This is a genomic window from Methanoregula sp. (genome assembly GCF_028712425.1).
GTDB lineage: Archaea > Halobacteriota > Methanomicrobia > Methanomicrobiales > Methanospirillaceae > Methanoregula.
In genome coordinates, this window is sequence record NZ_JAQTQD010000025.1 from 1 (window position 1) to 19953 (window position 19953).

Annotated in this window: 20 protein-coding genes and 1 tRNA gene; 11 read left to right on the forward strand and 10 right to left on the reverse strand. The window is 56.8% G+C overall.

Annotation, left to right across the window (positions count from 1 at the left end; translation table 11 throughout):
* Window positions 1-879: phenylalanine--tRNA ligase subunit alpha (locus PHF39_RS11740; protein WP_300224332.1), on the forward strand; the 879-nt coding region annotated here is incomplete at its 5' end.
* Between the two features lie 2 nt (window positions 880-881).
* Complete coding sequence (gene pheT / locus PHF39_RS11745) at window positions 882-2510, forward strand: phenylalanine--tRNA ligase subunit beta (protein WP_300224335.1); 1629 nt, start codon at window positions 882-884, stop codon at window positions 2508-2510.
* On the opposite strand, the gene hisF is transcribed toward pheT, so the two are convergent.
* A complete protein-coding gene (gene hisF, locus PHF39_RS11750; protein WP_300224397.1) occupies window positions 2479-3285 on the reverse strand; it encodes an imidazole glycerol phosphate synthase subunit HisF in 807 nt (268 codons plus the stop codon). The genes pheT and hisF overlap by 32 nt on opposite strands.
* Window positions 3286-3433: 148 nt before the next feature.
* On the opposite strand from hisF, the gene PHF39_RS11755 reads away from it, so the two are divergent.
* Window positions 3434-4660: an adenosylhomocysteinase gene (locus PHF39_RS11755; protein ID WP_300224338.1), complete on the forward strand. Its 1227-nt coding sequence runs from the start codon at window positions 3434-3436 to the stop codon at window positions 4658-4660.
* A gap of 14 nt (window positions 4661-4674) precedes the next feature.
* On the opposite strand, the gene PHF39_RS11760 is transcribed toward PHF39_RS11755, so the two are convergent.
* Window positions 4675-5523 carry a DNA glycosylase gene (locus tag PHF39_RS11760; RefSeq protein ID WP_300224341.1) on the reverse strand — a complete coding sequence of 283 codons (849 nt, stop codon included), beginning with the start codon at window positions 5521-5523 and terminating at the stop codon, window positions 4675-4677.
* A 167-nt stretch (window positions 5524-5690) separates the two neighbouring features.
* Between PHF39_RS11760 and PHF39_RS11765 the strand changes: the two genes are divergently transcribed.
* The gene (locus PHF39_RS11765; RefSeq protein WP_015286500.1) at window positions 5691-6020 is read left to right on the forward strand and encodes a hypothetical protein; all 330 of its coding nucleotides are present in this window, start codon (window positions 5691-5693) and stop codon (window positions 6018-6020) included.
* Window positions 6021-6045: 25 nt separating this feature from the next.
* The gene (locus PHF39_RS11770) at window positions 6046-6543 is read left to right on the forward strand and encodes a protealysin inhibitor emfourin (protein WP_300224342.1); all 498 of its coding nucleotides are present in this window, start codon (window positions 6046-6048) and stop codon (window positions 6541-6543) included.
* A 57-nt stretch (window positions 6544-6600) separates the two neighbouring features.
* On the opposite strand, the gene nifB is transcribed toward PHF39_RS11770, so the two are convergent.
* Window positions 6601-7494 (reverse strand): nitrogenase cofactor biosynthesis protein NifB, encoded by an 894-nt coding sequence (nifB, locus tag PHF39_RS11775; RefSeq protein ID WP_300224344.1) that lies wholly within the window; start codon window positions 7492-7494, stop codon window positions 6601-6603.
* A 169-nt stretch (window positions 7495-7663) separates the two neighbouring features.
* Between nifB and PHF39_RS11780 the strand changes: the two genes are divergently transcribed.
* Window positions 7664-8221, forward strand: coding sequence for a peptidylprolyl isomerase (locus PHF39_RS11780; RefSeq protein ID WP_300224346.1), 558 nt, complete (start codon window positions 7664-7666; stop codon window positions 8219-8221).
* A 19-nt stretch (window positions 8222-8240) separates the two neighbouring features.
* On the opposite strand, the gene PHF39_RS11785 is transcribed toward PHF39_RS11780, so the two are convergent.
* The 6 genes from PHF39_RS11785 to PHF39_RS11810 form a co-directional block, all read right to left on the reverse strand.
* Window positions 8241-8314, reverse strand: a tRNA-Val gene (locus PHF39_RS11785).
* A 150-nt stretch (window positions 8315-8464) separates the two neighbouring features.
* A complete protein-coding gene (locus PHF39_RS11790; protein WP_300224348.1) occupies window positions 8465-9373 on the reverse strand; it encodes a thiamine pyrophosphate-dependent enzyme in 909 nt (302 codons plus the stop codon).
* A 1-nt stretch (window position 9374) separates the two neighbouring features.
* Window positions 9375-10532, reverse strand: a complete 1158-nt coding sequence (locus PHF39_RS11795) for a transketolase C-terminal domain-containing protein (RefSeq protein ID WP_300224350.1) — start codon at window positions 10530-10532, stop codon at window positions 9375-9377.
* The gene (locus PHF39_RS11800; protein ID WP_300224352.1) at window positions 10533-10793 is read right to left on the reverse strand and encodes a 4Fe-4S binding protein; all 261 of its coding nucleotides are present in this window, start codon (window positions 10791-10793) and stop codon (window positions 10533-10535) included. It lies immediately after the preceding gene.
* The gene (locus PHF39_RS11805; RefSeq protein ID WP_300224354.1) at window positions 10793-11335 is read right to left on the reverse strand and encodes a pyruvate ferredoxin oxidoreductase subunit gamma; all 543 of its coding nucleotides are present in this window, start codon (window positions 11333-11335) and stop codon (window positions 10793-10795) included. The genes PHF39_RS11800 and PHF39_RS11805 overlap by 1 nt, the downstream gene beginning before the upstream one ends.
* A gap of 728 nt (window positions 11336-12063) precedes the next feature.
* Window positions 12064-12936: a methanogenesis marker 12 protein gene (locus PHF39_RS11810; protein ID WP_300224356.1), complete on the reverse strand. Its 873-nt coding sequence runs from the start codon at window positions 12934-12936 to the stop codon at window positions 12064-12066.
* A gap of 39 nt (window positions 12937-12975) precedes the next feature.
* Between PHF39_RS11810 and PHF39_RS11815 the strand changes: the two genes are divergently transcribed.
* The 5 genes from PHF39_RS11815 (at window position 12976) to mch (ending at window position 18764) form a co-directional block, all read left to right on the forward strand.
* The gene (locus PHF39_RS11815; protein ID WP_300224357.1) at window positions 12976-13911 is read left to right on the forward strand and encodes an NAD-dependent epimerase/dehydratase family protein; all 936 of its coding nucleotides are present in this window, start codon (window positions 12976-12978) and stop codon (window positions 13909-13911) included.
* 1 nt (window position 13912) lies between these two features.
* Window positions 13913-15064, forward strand: a complete 1152-nt coding sequence (locus PHF39_RS11820) for a cofactor-independent phosphoglycerate mutase (protein WP_300224359.1) — start codon at window positions 13913-13915, stop codon at window positions 15062-15064.
* Between the two features lie 317 nt (window positions 15065-15381).
* Complete coding sequence (locus PHF39_RS11825; protein WP_300224361.1) at window positions 15382-16458, forward strand: cobalamin-dependent protein; 1077 nt, start codon at window positions 15382-15384, stop codon at window positions 16456-16458.
* Window positions 16459-16606: 148 nt separating this feature from the next.
* Window positions 16607-17731, forward strand: coding sequence for an ORC1-type DNA replication protein (locus tag PHF39_RS11830; protein ID WP_300224363.1), 1125 nt, complete (start codon window positions 16607-16609; stop codon window positions 17729-17731).
* A gap of 88 nt (window positions 17732-17819) precedes the next feature.
* Window positions 17820-18764 (forward strand): methenyltetrahydromethanopterin cyclohydrolase, encoded by a 945-nt coding sequence (gene mch, locus PHF39_RS11835; RefSeq protein ID WP_300224365.1) that lies wholly within the window; start codon window positions 17820-17822, stop codon window positions 18762-18764.
* Window positions 18765-18937: 173 nt separating this feature from the next.
* Here mch and PHF39_RS11840 read toward each other — a convergent pair whose 3' ends face one another.
* Complete coding sequence (locus PHF39_RS11840) at window positions 18938-19900, reverse strand: MarR family transcriptional regulator (RefSeq protein WP_300224367.1); 963 nt, start codon at window positions 19898-19900, stop codon at window positions 18938-18940.
* Window positions 19901-19953 lie beyond the last annotated feature (53 nt).

Below are 19953 nucleotides of genomic sequence, written 5' to 3' on the forward strand. Positions count from 1 at the left end.
CAGATCATCTCCGGCTCGTGGAAGAATGCAAATCTCCGCCGCTACGACGTCACCAAGCTGCCGAAGAAGGCATATCCCGGCAAGATCCACCCCTACCAGAGAATCATCGGCGAGATGCGGGAGATCATCCTCGAGATGGGCTTTACCGAGCTCTACGGGGAGATCGTCCAGCAGTCCTTCTGGAACTTCGATGCCCTCTTCCAGCCGCAGGACCACCCGGCCCGCGAGATGCAGGACACGTTCTACCTGAAGGAGACGCTACCCCTCCCGAAAGGGTATGAGAACGTCAAAGCGATGCATATCTCGGGGGGAGAGACCTCTTCGACCGGCTGGGGCGGCGTGTGGAAGGAAGAGAAGGCGGAGCAGTGCGTACTCCGGACGCACACGACGAGCCTCTCCATCCAGCACCTTGCACAGAACACCAGACCTCCGGTCAAGGCATTTGCCGTTGGCCGGGTGTACCGGCGCGAGACGATCGACACAACGCACCTTGCCGAGTTCGAACAGCTCGAAGGCATCGTGATGGATGAGAACGTCTCGTTTGCCAACCTGCTCGGAACGCTCCGCGAGTTCTACAACCGCATGGGTTTTGAGAACGTGCGGTTCAAGCCCTCGTATTACCCCTACACCGAGCCAAGCCTTGATGCCGAAGTTTACATTGATGGGATCGGGTGGATCGAGATGGGCGGCGCCGGAGTCTTCCGTGAAGAAGTCACCGCGCCTCTCGGTATAAAGTATCCCGTCCTGGCCTGGGGCCTTGGGGTGAGCCGGATTGCGATGCTCCGGCTTGGATTAAAAGACCTGCGCCTCCTCCACAAGAGCGATGTTGCCTTCCTCCGGGAGACACCATCGTACCGGCAGATGAAGGGAGGGATCTGACGATGGCGGTCATCACCCTCCCCTACAAGTATCTCGAACGGCTCACCCGTGCTGACCGGAAGACGATCCTTGAAAAAGTCCCCCTGATCGGTTCCGATATCGAGCGGATCGAGGAGGATCACGCGGACGTGGAGTTCTTCCCGGACCGGCCCGACCTGTTCAGTCCCGAAGGGGTAGCCCGCGCAATGCGGGGGTATCTCGGGATCGAAACCGGTCTGCCGGAATACCCGGTCAAGCCTTCGGGGATCCGGTTCACCATCGATCCCCAGCTTGCAGCCATCCGCCCGGTTCTCGGTGCGGCGGTCATCCGTGGCGTGAAGTTCGACGATGAATCGATCCAGAGCATCATGTCCCTGCAGGAGTCGCTCCACTGGGCCGTAGGCCGGGGCCGGAGTAAAGTCGCCATCGGTATCCACGACATGGACACGGTCAAGCCGCCATTCCACTATATCGCATCAAGGAGGAGCCGTGGTTTTGTCCCGCTCGACTTCACCGGGAAGATGACGATGGAGGAGATCCTCGAGAAGCACCCAAAAGGCCGTGACTATGCGAAGATCGTAAAAGACTTCCCGCTCTTCCCGCTCATTGTGGACGATGACGACCATGTTCTCTCGTTCCCCCCGATCATCAACGGGGAGCGGACGCGTGTCACCATCGACACCAAGAACATCCTCCTCGACACCACCGGCACCGACAAACGGGCAGTCAGCGTTGCGGTTAATATCATCTGCACAGCGATGGCAGAAGCCGGGGCAACCATCGAGAGCGTTGAGATCGGAGGCGTCCAGACCCCGACCCTTGCCCCTGCCGAGCGTGTCGTCAGCGTCAGCGAGTGTTCGCGCCTGCTGGGAGCGGACCTGACACCGGAATCCATGTGCGGGTACCTGAAGAGGATGCGCTTTGGTGCAGAACCGGCCGGTGCCGGCAAGGTAACAGTACAGGTCCCCTGCTATCGTGCCGATATCATGCACGACTGGGATCTCTTCGAGGATGTGGCGATTGCGTATGGCTACGACAAGCTGGAATCCGTGCCCCCGAAGACCTTCACCGTTGGAAAATCCCACCAGGTGCAGGTCGGCATGGCGCTTGCCCGGCAGGTGTTTTCCGGCCTCGGGTATCTCGAAGTCATGCCGTTCACGCTGACCAATAAGGATGTGCTGTATAAGCGTATGCAGCGGACGGAGACACCCGGTGTCCTCCATGTCATGCACCCTATCAGCATCGAGAATACGGTGGTACGGACTGAACTCTTACCCCTGCTCATGGAGTTCCTCACCATCAACCGGCACCGTGAACTGCCCCAGCGCCTCTTTACCGTCGGTGATGTGGTGGTCGATTGTAAGACCCGCCAGCAGGCCTCTGGTGTCAGCATCCATCCGGAGGCAGACTTCTCGGAAGCCTATGCAACCGCCGATGCAGTGCTCCACGAGCTCTCCATTGAGTATATGGTAAAAGAATCCGCAGATCCCGCATTTATCGACGGGCGCCGGGGCGATATTATCGTGAACGGGAAAAAGGTAGGAGTCTTTGGCGAGATCCACCCCGCCGTGCTGGTGGCGTTCGAGCTCGAACACCCGGTTGCAGCGTTCGAGTTCGACCTCAGAGCCGTACCGGGATACCCCGTCCTCTGAGGTATTCCTTCACTTCTTTTACCGTGAACTCGCCGTAGTGGAAAACACTTGCCGCAAGGCAGGCATCCGCCTTCCCGTTTTTGAACCCTTCATAGAAATGCTCAAGGGTCCCAACCCCCCCGCTGGCAACGACCGGGATGCCGACAGCATTGGAAATAGCCGCCGTAATTGGGATATCGAATCCGTTCTTCGTGCCGTCTGTCTCCATGCTTGTCAGGAGGATCTCGCCGGCACCCCTCTCCTCGGCCTCCTTTGCCCAGGCAACGGCATCGATTCCCGTTGGCTTGCTGCCGCCGTAGATGACGACTTCATACCAGCACGTTGACCCGTCCGGGAGGCTGACCGGGATTGCCTTCTCGTTCGGGGTGGTGTTCCGCCGTACATCGATCGCACAGACCATGCACTGGGTGCCGAATGCCTCCGCGCCGCGGGTGAGGAGGGACGGGTCATGAACAGCACTGGTGTTGAGGCTGACCTTGTCGGCACCGGCCCTCAGGATTTGCTGGATGTCGTCCAGGGACTTGAGGCCGCCCCCTACCGTGAGCGGCAGGAAGAGCTGGTCAGCGGCACGCTGGATGACATCGATGATGATGCCCCGTTTCTCTTTGGAAGCGGTGATGTCGAGAAAGACGACTTCGTCAGCGCCCTGTTCATTATACCTGCCGGCCAACTCCACCGGGTCCCCGGCATCCCGGAGCCCGATAAAATTAGTCCCTTTCACAACCCTGCCATCCTTGAGATCAAGGCAGGGGATGATCCTCCGTGTCAGCACCATAGCACTCATAATTGGATGGAAAAACCTATCATCATTTCGAAAGGCACCTGCACCAGCGCGGAGTTTATGTTGCCTGCCGACTCTATGTATAGGATAGTCAGTTACCCGGGCGGGCCGGCCCAGTTCCGGTTCCCCGTTGAGGATATCCATGAGTTCCGGAACGCTGAAGATTGAATGGGCAGGACAGTACATGCCCGTACTTGCTGCCATCAGGAAACAGTTTGTCAAAGAGAGACCGTTCGAGGGCATGACGATCGGCATGGCACTCCATGTCGAGGCCAAGACCGCGAACCTGGTATCGACCCTCGCCGCAGGTGGTGCAGAGGTCTATATCACCGGCTGCAACCCGCTCTCGACGCAGGATGATGTTGCCGAGGCTCTCGGGAAGGTAAAAAATGTCCACTGCTACGCGAAGCGGGCCTGCACGGTCGATGAGTATTATGCCGCGATCAATGACGTACTGGATGCAAAGCCGGTCATCACCATCGATGACGGCATGGACCTGATCCACTATATCCACACCAAACGTCGCGACCTCTTAAAGAAGGTCATCGGGGGCTGCGAAGAGACCACCACGGGTATTCACCGGCTCAAGGCAATGGCCGCCGAGGGCAAGCTGGAGTTCCCCGTGGTTGCGGTCAACGATACCCCCATGAAGCATTTCTTCGACAATGTCCACGGCACCGGGGAGAGTGTTCTCTCGTCGATCATGATCACGACGAACACGCTCATTGCCGGGAAATATTTTGTTGTCGCCGGCTACGGCTACTGCGGCCGCGGGCTTGCGCGGAAGGCACATGGGCTTGGTGCAAAGGTCATCGTCACCGAGATCGACCCCCGGCGGGCACTTGAGGCGCACATGGACGGGTTCATGGTCATGACCATGGAGGATGCAGCCGCCATCGGTGACATCTTTGTCACGACAACCGGGAACTGCGCCGTCATCGCAAAGAAGCACTTTGAAAAACTCAAGGATGGCGCGATCCTCGCAAACGCCGGCCACTTCAATGTCGAGATCGATCTTGAATACCTCCACAAGAACGCCGCAAAGGTCATCCGGCGCGACGGCATCGAGACCTTCGTGCTCGGGAAGAAGTCCGTTCACGTCCTTGCCGAAGGCCGGCTCGTGAACCTTGCCACCCCGAAGGGGATGGGACACCCGATCGAGGTCATGGACTTAAGTTTCGCACTCCAGGCGCTTTGCACGCTTTATATCGCAAAGAACGGGAAGAAGATGAAGGGTGGCGTGTACGATGTGCCAAACGAGATCGATGAGCAGGTGGCAAACCTGAAACTTGCGTCTCTCGGGCTCTCTATCGACGCGCTCTCAAAAGAACAGAAGAACTATTCCAGCAGCTGGGACATCGGGACGTAAATCCCCTCCTTTTTTTACAGCATCCTTGCCGCGTACAGGTATTCCTGTGCCCAGCCGCAATACTCCCCGAACTGCTCCTTTGCAAACATCCGTATCCGGTCGTACTCCCTCGTTGTCAGAGGAGTATCCGTGGGAAGGTCCGGAAGGTATTGTTCTTTTAAGATCCGCCGGATCCAGACATCCACGGGAAATGCCTCGTATTTCTGGAACGCGAAGAGGAGGATGCAGTCGGCGGCTTTCAGGCCAACACCCTGCAGTTTCATCAGTTCCCTGCGGGCATCCTCGTACGGGAGACTGCGGATTTTCTGCTCCCACAATCTCATGTCGGTGACGGTGCAGGAGGTGTCGTACACGTATGGCTGGCGGTACCCGAGCTTGCATACAGCGAGCTCCTCCAATCCCTCGCAGGAAATACCGGAAGGGTCAGGGAACGTATAGAACGTCTGTCCTCCCGATCGTACCCTTGTGCCGAAGCGCTCTGCAAGCAACCCGATCCTGCGCCGGATGGTCGGGATATTGGAATTTGTGGAGCAGATATAGGAGACGGTGCACTCCCAGGGGGGCTGGCGCACAAGGCGCAGGCCGCTGCACTCTCCGATTGCCCGGTGGATCACGGGATCATTGTCAATGACAGAGAGGATCGGGGGCAGGTCGACATCGAGAGCGAAGTACTGACGGATGAATTCCGCAGGCGCGCCGCTGAACCTGAGCCTGTTTCCGTTCTGTCGTATCCGGATGACGTGGTTGCCAACAATCCCCTGCCATGTGCCATCGGGACTCCGCTCCCAGCGGAAGACCTGCCCGCAGCCGAGTGTCTCGTCAAGCGAGAACGGCTGTTCAGGAGGAAGAGTGACAGATGGCATGATGCGAATCCTGCGGGAGAGAGCGGGTTTGCTGTACCATTGACCATTCCCCCTCTTATTCGCTCGGGATGGTGCAAAACAGCCAGCGAGGGATGCAATCCCTGTCATTGTATCGTGACCGGATCGGAACGAATAGCATTTTAATATATAAATGAATAGTTCTCCTTATGGAATTAGCAGAAACGCTCAGGACATTTATTGAAGAAGGCGCAGACTGGGAACGCAAACAGACATCGGTCAAAGGTGTCTCCATCATCCGCCTCCCCGCAACCAAGAACCGTGCCGCCTCGCTTGCAATTGACATCAACCCCCTCGGCCCCAACGGCCTGCCGATGAAGAAGAAGGGCATCATGATCATGAACTCGGCCGAGATTGCCGCATTCCGGGCAGCGTTCAACAACGAGAAGGTAGACAGCCTTGTCGCCGCGCTCGAAGAGGTGCTCCCGGAGCGGAAGACGGCCGGAACACCGGCGAAATCAGATGTCCTGCAGATCTGATCGCACCCGTAACCACCGTTGCTGAATGGGAGTGACCGCCATAAAAAAAGGGCTCGTACCCCTTCTCATCATCGTTGTCGTTGTCCTTGCAGTGTCCGGGTGTCTCGGCAGGGAGGCCCCGGCAGGTCCCGACAAGGCTCCGCCAGCGCTGCTCATCGACTATCACCGTACCGGGGGGTTTGCTGGCGTTGACGACCGCCTCCTCCTGTTTGACAATGGTGCAGGTCTCGTTTCTACCCGTTCCGTTACCCGTGACTTCCTGGTGAACAGTTCAGAGTTGCAGCGGTTGAACCTGGTATTCCGGGAAGCAGGATTCGCGTCGCTCAAGGACACCTACACCTCACCGAGTGGTGGCGCCGATTTCATGAGCTACCGGATCACGTTTGGAAACAAGACCGTTCAGACAGAGGATACGGTAATTCCCTTCACGCTCCAGCCGGTCATACGGGAGCTGAACGCGATCATTACCTCCCGCAGCACGCCGGACCTTGCCCCGGCATCGCTGACAAACGTACGGGTATAGCCTAAAACGGTGCGGAATTGCTGCGATCCCTTCGCAGGCGATGACTCAAAAAAAGGATTACTTGTTCTCGTACACGCAGGACTGGATGTCGTGGCCGAGCTTGCCGATTGCATCGGCACGGCAGCGCTGGCAGTGCCGCATCTGCTTCACGTATTTGCTACACTCGTCCTGCATCTTCCGCTTCATCTCGGGTGTCGGTGGCGTGATGTTCGCGAACTTGTACTGGGCGATGAGTGGTATGAGGTTGAAGGTGTAGACGCCCATCTCGCCTACCTTCTTTGCAATGGCCGGGATGTGGTCCTCGTTGATGCCGGGGATGTAGACGGTGTTGATCTTCACGATCATGTTGCGTTTGACTGCCTCTTCGATACCTTTCATCTGCCGGGAGAGGAGGAGTTTTGCGCCTTCGATGCCTTCGTAGCGCTTCCCCTGGTAATCAACAAACTGGTAGATCTTTGCCCCGATCTCCGGGTCGATGGCGTTTAAGGTGACCGTGATATTGCCCACATCATATTTCTGGAGAAGGTCAATCTTGTCCGGAAGGAGGAGGCCGTTGGTGCTGATGCATTTTATGACATTCGGGTATTTCTCATGGAGTTGCCGGAGCGTCTCGAAGGTCTCCTCGTTTGCGAGCGGATCGCCGGGCCCCGCGATCCCGACGACCTTGATATAATTGTACTTGTCCACGACCTTCTTGACCATGTCCATGGCCTCGTCCGGCTTGAGCACTTTTGTTGTGACACCGGGGCGGCTCTCGTTGACACAGTCGAAGTCGCGGATGCAGTAGTTGCACTGGATATTGCATTTCGGTGCAACCGGGACGTGGCACCTCCCGAAATTATGGCATGCACCCTCGGAGAAACACGGGTGCTCCTTGATCTTGCGCATCTGTGCAGGGTCCCACTGGACTTTCCGGCCCTGGACTTCTGCATACTTCACTTCATCCGGCATAATGAACATCACAACATAGGTTCTTGGGGTATTTATACCGTGCAATTGTGATAGCGGGGATGCGTCCGGGACTACGTTGCATGTGACTTTCCTTTGAACCCGGTGCGATTCTTTTCCGAAACAGAATGCAATGCTCTTATGGTCAGGAGATCAACGTACTGGAGAGACCATGAAAAAATCCGAGAAGGTGAAGGGAAAAGAGGCTGTCGCAGCGAAAAAGAAGAAGATGCGGCAGTACGCGATAGGTGCTGTTGTCGCACTCGTTGTTATTGCCGTTGTTACGTTTTATTTTTTCAATCCGTTCTTTGCAAAGAGTGGCGATACAGTCTCAGTCTATTACACCGGTTCGCTGGCCGATGGGACCGTCTTTGATTCAAACCTGAATGCGGCCCCAATTGTCTTCACCATTGGTCAGGGGAAAGTCATTCCCGGCTTAGAGGAGGCGGTGATCGGAATGGCCCCGAATACCACGAAGACCGTTCACATCCCCATGGCAAAAGCATACGGACCGTACGATTCTTCGCTTGTCTTCACGGTAAACCGGTCGGATTTCGGGATTGAGAACCCGGTCATGGGGGAGCGATACTCGATCCGGAGAGCAACCGACAACGCGGTGGCACATATCAGGATCATCAACATGACTGAAGATACCATAACGATTGACCCGAACCACGATCTTGCGGGAAAAGACCTGGTCTTTACTGTCACGCTTGTGAGAATCGCATAACTCTCTTTTTAAAAAACGATGGGCCCGGCCGGATTCGAACCGGCGACCTCCGCCGTGTAAGGGCGACGTCATAACCGACTAGACCACGAGCCCGATAACCTACTAATGTCATCGTCGGGATTAATAACATTGCTGATTATCGCCCTCTCCGTCGCATTTTCGGCTGTTCAGAACGGAAAAAAATGCTCGTGAATCCCATGACTTTTGGAAGAATTACAGCACGAAAAAAGAGAGGAAATGCCATTATTCTTTCTTGGGCGGGAGCTTGATGTCGAGACCGTACTTCTCGGCGTTCCGGTCGGCGATGGCCTGGATTGCCGCGATCTCCGCTTCCTGCAGTTTCGGTTTGAAAAGGTGACGGAACCGTTTCTGGGTCTTTAAGTATTCAGTCACCGGCTTGCGGACAACCTTCTTCACCTTCGTGACCTTGCCATCCACCATCTCGAAGTTCGGCCAGAGCCCGGTCTCGATGGCGAGTTTTGCGATCGCGATGGTCTGCTCGCCCTCGAATCCCCAGCCCGTGCAGCAGGGTGCATGGACCTGCACATAGCACGGTCCCTTGGTGTTGATGGCTTTTTCGACTTTTTGCCGGAGGTCTGCCGGATAGGCGATGGATGCCGTAGCGACATAAGGTGCCCCGTGTGCTGCAAGGATTGCGGGCATGTCCTTCTTGGGCCGCTTGTTGCCAAACGACTGGGAGCCGGCCGGGCTTGTGGTCGTGCTGGCATCGAGGGGTGTGGCACCTGACCGCTGGATGCCGGTGTTCATGTAGGCCTCGTTGTCGTAGCAGATGTAGGTGAAATCGTGGCCGCGCTCGAATGCGCCACTGATGCTGATCATGCCGATATCGAAGGTTGCGCCATCCCCGCCCATGATCACGATCTTCTCCTTCCTGCCCTGCTTCTTCAGCGCTGCGTCGATGCCCGATGCAACGGCCGCAGCGTTCTCGAAGAGCGAGTGGATCCACGGGACCTTCCATGCGGTCTCCGGGTAGGGTGTGGAGAAGACTTCCATGCACCCCGTGGACGAGACCACGATCGTTTCGGGACCTGCCGCTTCCGTTACGAGCCTGGCGGTAAGCGACGCGCCGCAGCCCCCGCAGGCGCGGTGGCCGCAGTCGAACAGGTCGCAGGTATTCTTCTTCTCTGCCATCTCAAATCAACTCCTTGCGCAGCCCGTAGAACTGGTCGCCGATCCCTTTCTCGCAGAGACTCACGATCTCCTTGATGTCCTTCTTGCGGATATCGCGGCCGCCAAGCCCGAGGATGTAGCCTTTTACCGGTATCGTGGAGCCGTACAGTGCATCACGGACCTCGATTGCTGTTGCTCCTCCCCGGGAGCCAAGCGAGACGTTCTTGTCAAGCACTGCAATGCGCTTCACGTGGGCAAGCGCTTTGGCAACCTCCTCAATCGGGAACGGGCGGAAGACCCGGATCCGCAGGAGGCCGACCTTTTTGCCCTCTTCCCGCATCTCGTCGATTGCATCCTTGATCGTCCCGCACATGGAGCCCATGGCAACAATCGCGGTATCAGCATCGTCAAGCCGGTACTCCTCGATCATGGCACTGTAGTCCCTGCCAAAGAGCGCACCAAACTCTTTTCCGTACTTTACGATTGCGTCCTTAGCCCGTTTCTGGGCTTCGTTCGTCTCGTAGCGGAATTCGAGATAATATTCCGGTGTCGCATACATGCCGAAACTGATGGGGTCTTTTGCATCCAGCTTCTCGGCCGGAGCAAACGCCGGCAGGAACGTGTCTGCCTGTTCCTGCGTGAGGATGTCCACCGGCTCATAGGTGTGGGAGAGGATGAACCCGTCAAAGCAGACAAAGACCGGCAGCTGGACGGAGGGGTCTTCCGCCACTTTGAAGGCAAGGAAGTGGAGGTCGGTTGCCTCCTGGTTATCCTCGGCATAGAAGTGGAGCCAGCCCGCGTCACGCAGGGAGATTGAGTCCTGCATGTCGTTCCAGATGGAGAGTGGTGCGCCCATGGCACGGTTCGCGATGGACATGACGATGGGGAGGCGCATGCCCGCGGCATTGAAAACAACCTCGGCCATCAGCATCAGGCCCTGTGACGTAGTTGCCGAGTAGGCACGCGAACCCGCTGCGCTTGCACCAACGCAGGCAGAGAGTGCGGAGAGCTCGTTCTCAACAGTAATGTACTCGGCGTCGAGCTTCCCGTTGGCAACAAAATCCGCGAGAGCTTCGACGATGTGGGTCTGGGGGGTGATCGGGTATGCCGAGACCACCTGCGGGCGACAGAGCCGGACTGCTTCAGCCACCGCGTGCGATCCCTCGGTAATCTCCATCATTTACTTCTCCTCCTGTTTCATGGCAATCGCTTCTTTCGGGCACTCCGCGGCGCATATCCCGCATCCCTTGCAGTAATTATAATCGGGATCGAAGAATCCCTCAGTATCCTCGTGGACACACCCTTCAGGACAGAGAGTCTGGCACATGCCGCACTTCGAGCACTTATCGTGATCGAAGACCGGCTTGAATACCCGCCAGGATCCGGTCTTGTTGTCGCGCGACTTTCCGGGGCGAGCCCTGCATCCTACCGCAAGCGCCATTATGCTGCCCCCTTCACGCTGTCATACGCGGTCTTTGCCGCGGCGATGTTCTTTACTGCAAGTTCGCCCGGGAAGCGGTGCTTCAGTGCATTTTCAAGCGCGCCAAACTGGATCTCCCCGGAGGCGGCGGCAAACGCACCCATGAGCGTGGTGTTGGTGATGGGGAGGCCGAGTGCCTTGAGGGCGATGGATGTGGCATCGATAGTAATCAGCCTCACGCCTTCCGGGACCTTAAAGTCCGGCTTCTTCTCGGTGTTCACGATCACGATCCCGCCGGGCTTGACCCCTAAAAAGACATTCACGTCCTTGATAAGGGTGCTGTCCTGCACAATGATATAGTCGGGTTCGTATACCTGGCTCCTCTTCCGGATTTTCTTGTTGTCAAACCGGACAAATGCCTGGACCGGGGCCCCCCGCCTCTCGACACCGAATGCCGGAAAGGCCTGGGCATAAGCGCCGCCCTCGAATGCGGCGACTGCGATCAGTTCGGCAGCAGTGACAGATCCCTGGCCACCCCTGCCGTGGATACGTAGCTCTTTCAAGGAAAAATCCCCAATTATCAGATTTCCATGATATGGAAGCGACCGGACGTGTAAATTATCATGACTTTACACCCGGCAGTCATATGGCGATACCCGAAATTATTGCGTATGAATGTGGTAATTTATCACTATTAATAATGCTGATCCGTCTCCAACGTCGGCTCCGGATACCTGTTTGTGCTGATATTCCGGTCGTGAAGAGGGGGGGTCTGCGGTATACCCCTCCCCCTTTCTCTTTGAAATTCGATCATACCCCCCCTTATGGGGGCTGGGGGGGTTTCCGGGATCCCCCGCCCCCCCATTGGCTTGAAGAGACCCCCCTTCCCCCATCTGAACAGGGGTATTCGTGAGGCGCTCCGCCGGAAGCCTCTGCACAGGATCCTGTGCAATAATGCGTAATCTTTAAAATGAATGGGGGGGGTGTCCTGCATACCTCCCCCCCTTGTTGCGTTTCAAATTGATCATACCCCCCCACCCTGTGCCAGGGGGGGATCATGGACACCCCCCTGCAGCGAACCAAAACGCTGGTGGCCGGATACTCCCTGCGCGATTCTGATACGTCGGAAAACAATGCGAAACAGCCGGCCGGATGGTGCTCAGGGGGGAGGGGGGTACATGACACCCCCCCACCGCACCTGGCCCATGGCAGGGGGGTATGTGGCTGATTGCAGCCCAGAGAAATGAACAGTCGATGTTCCCGGCCGGCGTTTTACGGATTGACCCGGATCTTAGAGATCCGTATCGAGCCCCAAAATTGTTGCTTTACCGGAAAAGACGTCGCGGGCGATCCGGGCACACCCGCGGGAAGCGCACCACTCATCGTACACGGCCACCTTCGAGCCGAGAAGCGTTCCGACTTCCTGTGCAACTGCCGGTGCAAGGCTGCCGGCAAGCGCAATGGCTGCGCCCGGATTGAGCAGCCGCAGTGCCGCACATTCCATTGCAGCAAACAGTGCCACTGTCCGCATTCGTTCCGGTTCCGGCACCGAGAAGTGCACGCCCGCGTGCTGAAACGCCTCGTTTGCGGTGCAACTCCCTTTGTCCACGTTACGGATCGCATCAACGTCAAGGGCACCGTGGAGTGTTCCCGGGGCAAAGATGCAGGCATCGAATGCTCCGACAATCTTTCCGGCCGAAACAAGGAGCGTCACTGTGTTGGAACTGATGTCGGAGACAATCACATCGCCCCCCAGATCGTGGCAGACTTCATACGCGATCCCGATCTTCTCGGGGCTGGTCTGGTGCGAATATGCCTTGAACCGGGGGTCTGTCGGGGATCCCCGGTGGAGGCCAGGAATCGCGATGGCCGGGATGCCGCTTGCTGCAACCTCGTCAAAGACCCGGGTGCCGCCACCGATATGCTTGCCCGCCCCTTCGCGGCTGACCAGCCCCCGGTTCTGCACCCTGTCGATTCGCGTGATCTTCGAAAAGTTATCACCCATCGAGTAGCACACAGCAATGCCTTCAATCTCATCGAGGGGGCAGATGCGGGCAAGATCGGCGATGACAAAGTCCTTTGCAGCTTCGCGCGAGAGTTTGAATTCCCTTCCCTCTCCGGCGAACCGCATGGCGCTTGTGCCGTGATCGATCCCGATGAACATGGCAGTAATCCTATAGCATGGATGACATATTAGGTATTGATGTTTGATGTGGTGACAGGCGGGGCCGGGTTCATCGGTTCGCATCTGGTGGACGCCCTCGTGGCACTGGGCGACCGCGTTGTGGTGATTGATTCCCTTGTTCCCGGGCGCGAGGAGACAATTGCCGCTCACCTCCGTTCCGGGAAAGTGCAACTGGTAAAAAAGGATCTTCTCGGCGACGGCTGGCAGGACGCCCTCAACGGAGCGGACCGGGTATACCACCTTGCCGCAGATCCGGATGTCCGCCAGAGCGCGATGACACCGGACCCGACCTTCCGGAACAATATCGTTGCCACATACCGGGTGCTCGAAGCAATGCGGGCGCATTCCGTGCCGGAACTGGTCTTCACCTCCACGTCAACCGTGTACGGCAACGCATCGGTTATCCCGACACCTGAAACCTATGCGCCGCTCGAACCTGTCTCGGTCTACGGCGCAAGCAAGCTTGCCTGCGAGGCGCTCATCTCGGCATACTCCCACTCGTTCTCGATGCGTTCCTGGCAGTTCCGGTTCGCCAATATTATCGGTTCGCGGAGCGGCCATGGCGTTATCACGGATTTCGTGAGAAAACTCAAAGAAAATCCAAAGGAACTCGAAATCCTCGGCAACGGCAAACAGACCAAGTCGTACCTCGAGGTCACGGAGTGCATCCGCGCCATGGAGTTTGCCATTGCCCATGCCCGCGATCCGGTGAACACCTTCAACATTGGATCCGAGGACTGGATCGATGTCGTGGCCATTGCCGATATCGTTACGGAAACCATGGGTCTGAAAGGTGTTCACTACCGGTTTACCGGTGGGGAACTCGGCTGGGTCGGCGATGTGCCGAAGATGCAGCTCTCGATTGAGAAGCTCAAGGCCCTTGGCTGGAAACCGCAGCGGGGCTCCCGCGAGAGCGTCAGGATAGCGGCACAGGCTGCCGTGCAGGGGCAGTGAGATGAAGTACATTATTATCCTGGGGGATGGTATGGCGGATGAGCCGGTTGCAGGGCTCGGCGATAAGACCCCCCTTGAATACGCGAAGACCCCGAACATGGACCGGATGGCCCGCGAGGGAGCCTGCGGGATGCTCCACACCATCCCGGACGGCTTTGAGGCCGGCAGTGATATCGCCAACATGGCCGTTCTCGGATATGACCCGGAGAAGTACTATACCGGCCGCGGCCCGCTCGAAGCGCTGAGCATGGGTGTTGAGCTTGCACCGGAGGATGTCGCGTACCGGTGCAACCTCGTGACCGTGGAACAGGAGATGATGGCGGATTTCTCGGCAGGCCACATTTCCAGTGACGAGGGAAAGCAACTCTTATCGGCGCTCCAGACGGAGATACCGGAGGTCATGGTGCGGGCCGGTGTCAGTTACCGGAACCTTTTGGTTGTCCGCGGGGGGAACGGGTCGACGACCACGCCCCCGCACGATATCGTGGGTCAGGGTATCGGCCCCTATCTGCCAAAGGGAAAAGATGCGAAGCTTCTCATGCGGTGCATGGAGAAGAGCCGTGCGGTGTTTGCCGGTCACCCGGTGAACCGGGCTCGCACTGCCGCGGGCAAACGCCCGGCAACCCAGATCTGGCCGTGGAGCGGCGGGCACAAGCCGGCCTTCCCCCTCTTTGAAAAAAAGTACGGGAAGAAAGGCGGGATCATCTCTGCCGTTGACCTCCTCAACGGTATCGGGCGGTGTGCGGGGATGGAGGTCATCCGCGTTCCCGGTGCAACCGGCTATCTCGATACCGATTATTCAGCAAAGGCACGGTACGCGCTGGACGCGATCCGGCGGCTTGACTTTGTCTATGTCCACATCGAGGCACCCGATGAGGCCGGGCACCTCGGCAGCATTGAGGAGAAAGTAAAGGCGATCGAGAAGGTGGACGAAGTCGTGGGAACGATCCTGGACGGTTTCGATGGCGTTGTCGCGGTACTGCCCGATCACCCGACGCCGATCCGGGCAAAGACACACACCCGGGACCCGGTACCATTCGTTGTCCGTGGCAAAGGAACCGATACAACGACAGAATATTCGGAAAAGGCGGCCCGGTCAGGAGGTCTCGGGGTGAAAAACGCGGTCGATTTCCTCGACTTTCTTTTATCCTGAGCAATGCGGCATCAGCACCCGTGCATCATCATGGATCAGTGGGGGTAACTTTCATCATCTGCCGCAAAGTAGCACTATTTTTCTCTATGATTGTTTATCAATTCGTCCCCTTCCCGGTTACCATGATACTAGTCCGGTTTTTCAAAGGAGAAGTTTTCGAAGGAGCGTTGGAGCATGAATCTGCCCCTCATTACCCGTAACTCCGGCTTGCACACCCGTCCCGGTTTTTTCGGTACGGCCATTTCTGCCAAACAATAATAATGGTACAGGTAGTTAATGAGATTTGGTTATATCGGGAAAAAGGGGGATCTGGTTACATGATTTCCGGGGGAGACTGCCGGTACCGGCCTGTATCGCTGGACAAAGAGAATCTTGCGGCAAAGGCGTTCAGTCGTTATGGTGAACGCTATCCCGAATTATTATTAAAATCCAGCGATTACGAAAAATCGCAGCTTGATGAACATTTCCGGTCGTATGCCGGCCACCTGCAGGAATCGCTCGCTGTCGACGATGGTGTATTGTTCCTTGACTATATCAGCTGGGCCCGGGTATTCTTCGAATCGCTCCATTTCCCCCCAGCGATCCTTGAAAGAAGCCTTGTTGCGTTCAGCGATGTCCTGCACCAGGAACTACCGGAAGAACTGGATTCGAAGGCACAGGAGTATATTACGAGAGCCCGCGCCCTCCTTTCTGCTCCCCCGCGGGAAGATCCCTCCTTCATCAGGGATGACAACCCTTTTGCAGCCCAGGCCCGAGCGTATCTCTCTGCTCTGGTCGCCGCAAACCGGGAGGATGCCCGGGTCCTCATCGTCGGAATGCTCGATCGGGGTGTTCCTGTCCGTGACCTTTACCGGCACATATTCCAGCCGGCATTACAGGAGACGGGGAGGCTCTGGCAGGTCCGCAAGGTCAGTGTAGCAGAGGAACATTATATCACTAATACGACGCGGCTGTTCATTGCACTCCTGTATAACCGGATGAGGGAAGAGAGCAGGAAACAGAAAAGGAAAGACAGGCGCCTCGTTGCAGTCTCCGTCTCCGGAGAGTTCCACGATATCGGCATCCGCATGGTTGCAGATTTCTTTGAAATGGATGGGTGGGACACCCTGTATACCGGTGCAGACACTCCCGCACTCTCGGTTGTTGCGATGATACGGGATCATCATGCGGATGCAATCGCCATTTCAGCAACAATGCCCGTCCATGTATCCCGGGTATACGAACTGGTCCGGGCAATCAGGGCGGATCCGGATACCACGAAAACACGGATCATTGCAGGCGGGTACCCGTTCAGTCTCGTGCCCAACCTCTGGAAGTGTATCGGGGCTGACGCGGGAGCTGCCAGTGCCGATGAGGCAGTCGGGAAGGCAAACCAGTTTGTCTCTTCGTCATGAAATCCCGGTCGCTGCCATGAACGGGCCAGGATCCGGAAGCGGGAGATGCATGCTGTCCTGGATTGAGGCAGACCACTCCCGTAACTTCTTTTTTTGCCAGGGACAATAATCAATGGAGTTAATACCGATTGCGTAGAGGTGTAGTGAGATGAAGAAGAACCTGCTGATGTGGGACGAAACGCTGTTCCGGGACCCCGAGGTGTTGGAGATCGATTACGTTCCTGAGCAGTTCGAGTTCCGCGATGACCAGATGCGCGAGCTGGCATTCCAGATCAAGCCCGGGCTCCGTGGCGGCAGGCCGATGAACAGTGTCTGCAAGGGGCTTCCCGGCACCGGCAAGACGACAAGCATCAGGAAGCTCTTCCAGGAGATCGAGGAGACGACAAAGAAGCTCGTGCCGGTGTACATCAACTGCCAGATCGACAACACCAAGTTTGCCATCATCTCCCAGATCTACAAGAAACTCATCGGCCACCTCCCGCCTTCATCCGGCACCTCGTTCAAGCAGGTCTTCGATGCGGTTGCCCGCCATATAGCAAAAGAGGAGATCGTGCTTCTGGTCGCGCTCGACGATGCAAACTACCTCCTGTACGAGAACGAGATCAACAAGGTGCTCTACACCCTGCTCCGTTCGCACGAGACCTACGAAGGGACCCGGATCGGTGTTATCGTCATCATCAGCGATATGGACGTTGACCTCAGCCGTGCCGTCGATGCACGGGTTGCCTCGGTATTCCGGCCAACAGATATCTATTTCCCCCCGTACGGGGATGCCGAAGTCCGGGAGATCATGAAAGCCCGCGTATTGCAGGGCCTCTTCTCGGGAGTCCTGTCCGAGGAACTGCTGGACCTTGTCGTCAGCCAGACCCTGAAGAGTGGTGACCTCCGTGTCGGTATCGACCTCCTCAAGCGTGCAACGCTCTCGGCAGAACGGGCGGCGCGGCGCAGTATCGAGCGGGATGACATCTGTGGTGCGTACGAGATCTCCAAGTATCTCCACCTTGCCTTTACAACAAAGACTCTCAAGGGAGAAGAACGTCAGATCCTGAAACTGATCGCGGAGCGGAGCAACAAGGAGCACGAGATGAATGCCGGGGACGTGTACAAGTCCTTCAAGGAGACCGTCCCCATCGGCTATACGCGGTTCTACGAGGTAGTCAAGAAACTCGATGCCATGCGGCTTGTCAACCTCCAGTACCGTGAAGGAAAGGGCAGGACACGGATCATCACGCTCCGGTACGACCCGGCAAAGGTCATTGAATACCTCTCCTGATGTCCCGGCCCCGTTGTTCTGACGGTGTAAGGTTTGAAAAATATTATCTATTTCCAGACCATTGGTAGTACTACAGGGGTTATCTCTTATGCTGAGTGTTAACGAACTGGCACTGGAAATTTTTGACAATCTGGCAGATCTCGCCGAAGAATTCAACTGCGCCTACCATGAACTGGATAACGGCGCCCGTATTGTAGACTGCGGGGTAAGCGTCCGCGGCGGCTACGCGGCAGGACGGGCCTTCACCGAGATCTGCATGGGCGGTCTTGGCGAGGTCAACTTCCGGAACGGGGAGATCAAGGGCGTCCCGATGCCCTTCATCGATGTGAACACCGACTTCCCGTCCATCTCCTGCCTTGGCGCACAGAAGGCCGGGTGGACCGTCAAGGTGGGTAACTACTTTGCCATGGGCAGCGGCCCGGCCCGGGCGCTCTCCCTCAAGCCGAAGCACACGTTCGAGGTCATCGAGTACGAGGACGATTATGACTGTGCGGTCATCTGCCTTGAGAGCGACCACCTCCCGAATGCCGAGGTCATGGAGAAGATTGCCGAGGAATGCCATGTTGACGTGCAAAATGTCTGCGCTGTTGTTGCTCCGACCGCCTCGATGGTCGGATCGATCCAGGTCGCCGGCCGCTGTGTCGAGACTGCGATCTACAAGCTCAACGAGCTCGGATTCGATACCAAGAAGATCATTGCAGCAATGGGAACCGCCCCTGTCCCGCCGGTCCGCGGTGCAAAACTCGCCATGGGCGTGACAAACGACGCAACCATCTACCACGGCAGGATCTCCCTGACCATGAATGCACTCGAGATCAAGGACTATCTCGATAAAATCCCGAGCAACAAGTCCAAGGGCTACGGGAAACCGTTCAATGACATCTTCAAGGAAGCGGGCTATGACTTCTACAAGATCGACACGTCGCTCTTCTCACCCGCGGAAGTCACCATCAACGAGCTTTTCTCGGGCGCTGTCTATCATGTCGGCGCAGTCAATCCGGACGTTGTCATGAAGTCATTCGGGTACGAGTAATCTCTCTATACTTTTTTTCTCTCCATTCCTGTTACTGCAGGCATTTCTCATCCTGCAGGTATCCGGATCATTCAGACTTCCCGTTGTCGGGGCGATTTTGTATCCCACTGGTCGGGAGATCATTTTAAAAAAGGAGAAGGTGATTATTTCATTTCAGACCGGGAACAGATGGTTTATTCCCTGTCTTTCACAAGGCGGATCAGGTTTTCCCTGCCCTTCCTGACCTTTTGGATAACCCCTCTCTGGTGAAGGTCATTGAGGGTCGTACTTACCGTTGATTTGGGAAGACCCAATACTTTGACAATCTCTGACTGGAACACCTCCCCATTGTGCGAGATGAGCAGCTGGAGGATCTTCTCCTCAAGTGTCTCAAGGTCAACGGTTGATAGTGTTACTGGTGGCCCTGTTGCATCATCCGCCGCAAAATCCTCCTCTTCAGGACGGCTCCCTGCATTCCTCCTGCGGTAAAGAATGATTGCGGTCATGACAATGATCGCAAGGGCCACAATCCCTCCCACCAATGGAAGGAACGGAAGGGAAGAATCGTTCAGCACAACAGAGGGCTGACCGGGCCCGAAGGAACGCAGGCCATACCATGCAAGAGCATCGCTGGTTCGGTCCGGTACAGGACTGACGGATACCACGGTGTATCCCACAGGATACCTGATGATCAGGGTGTTGTCCCGGGCAAGGTACATTCCCCCGACAAACGCATCACCGACAACAATGCCGTTATCGACCCTGGCAAAATGCGTCCATTCGAATGTATACGTGATAACACCGAACCTGCCGGTCGGGGAGGTCTGGATAAGGGCATTGCCGGTGAAATCTGTCACGGCCATGTCCCGGGACGTGCCAAGGGCTGCCTGTGCAGCGGAGCGTTGCATCAGGTCGCGGAGTTCCGGCAGGTAAACCGCGTTTATCTCCTGCGAGTAGTTCTCAAAACCTGTCAGGTCTTCTTCGGAAAGAAGGGGGGTGCGGTACTCGATCTGCCAGTGGGCAGATCCGTCCTTTGCGACAGAAATAGTATAAGTCGTGGAATAGCCCGTATCGGATACTGCCTGTGCTGGTGGCAGGATGCAGAGCAGAAGGAGCGCTCCAATAATGAGCATCCCTGCCGGGAACGGTCTATTCATGGTGCACCTTTCTGTTGATAGGTATCATGGCTGGAATAAAAATATAACCGGGG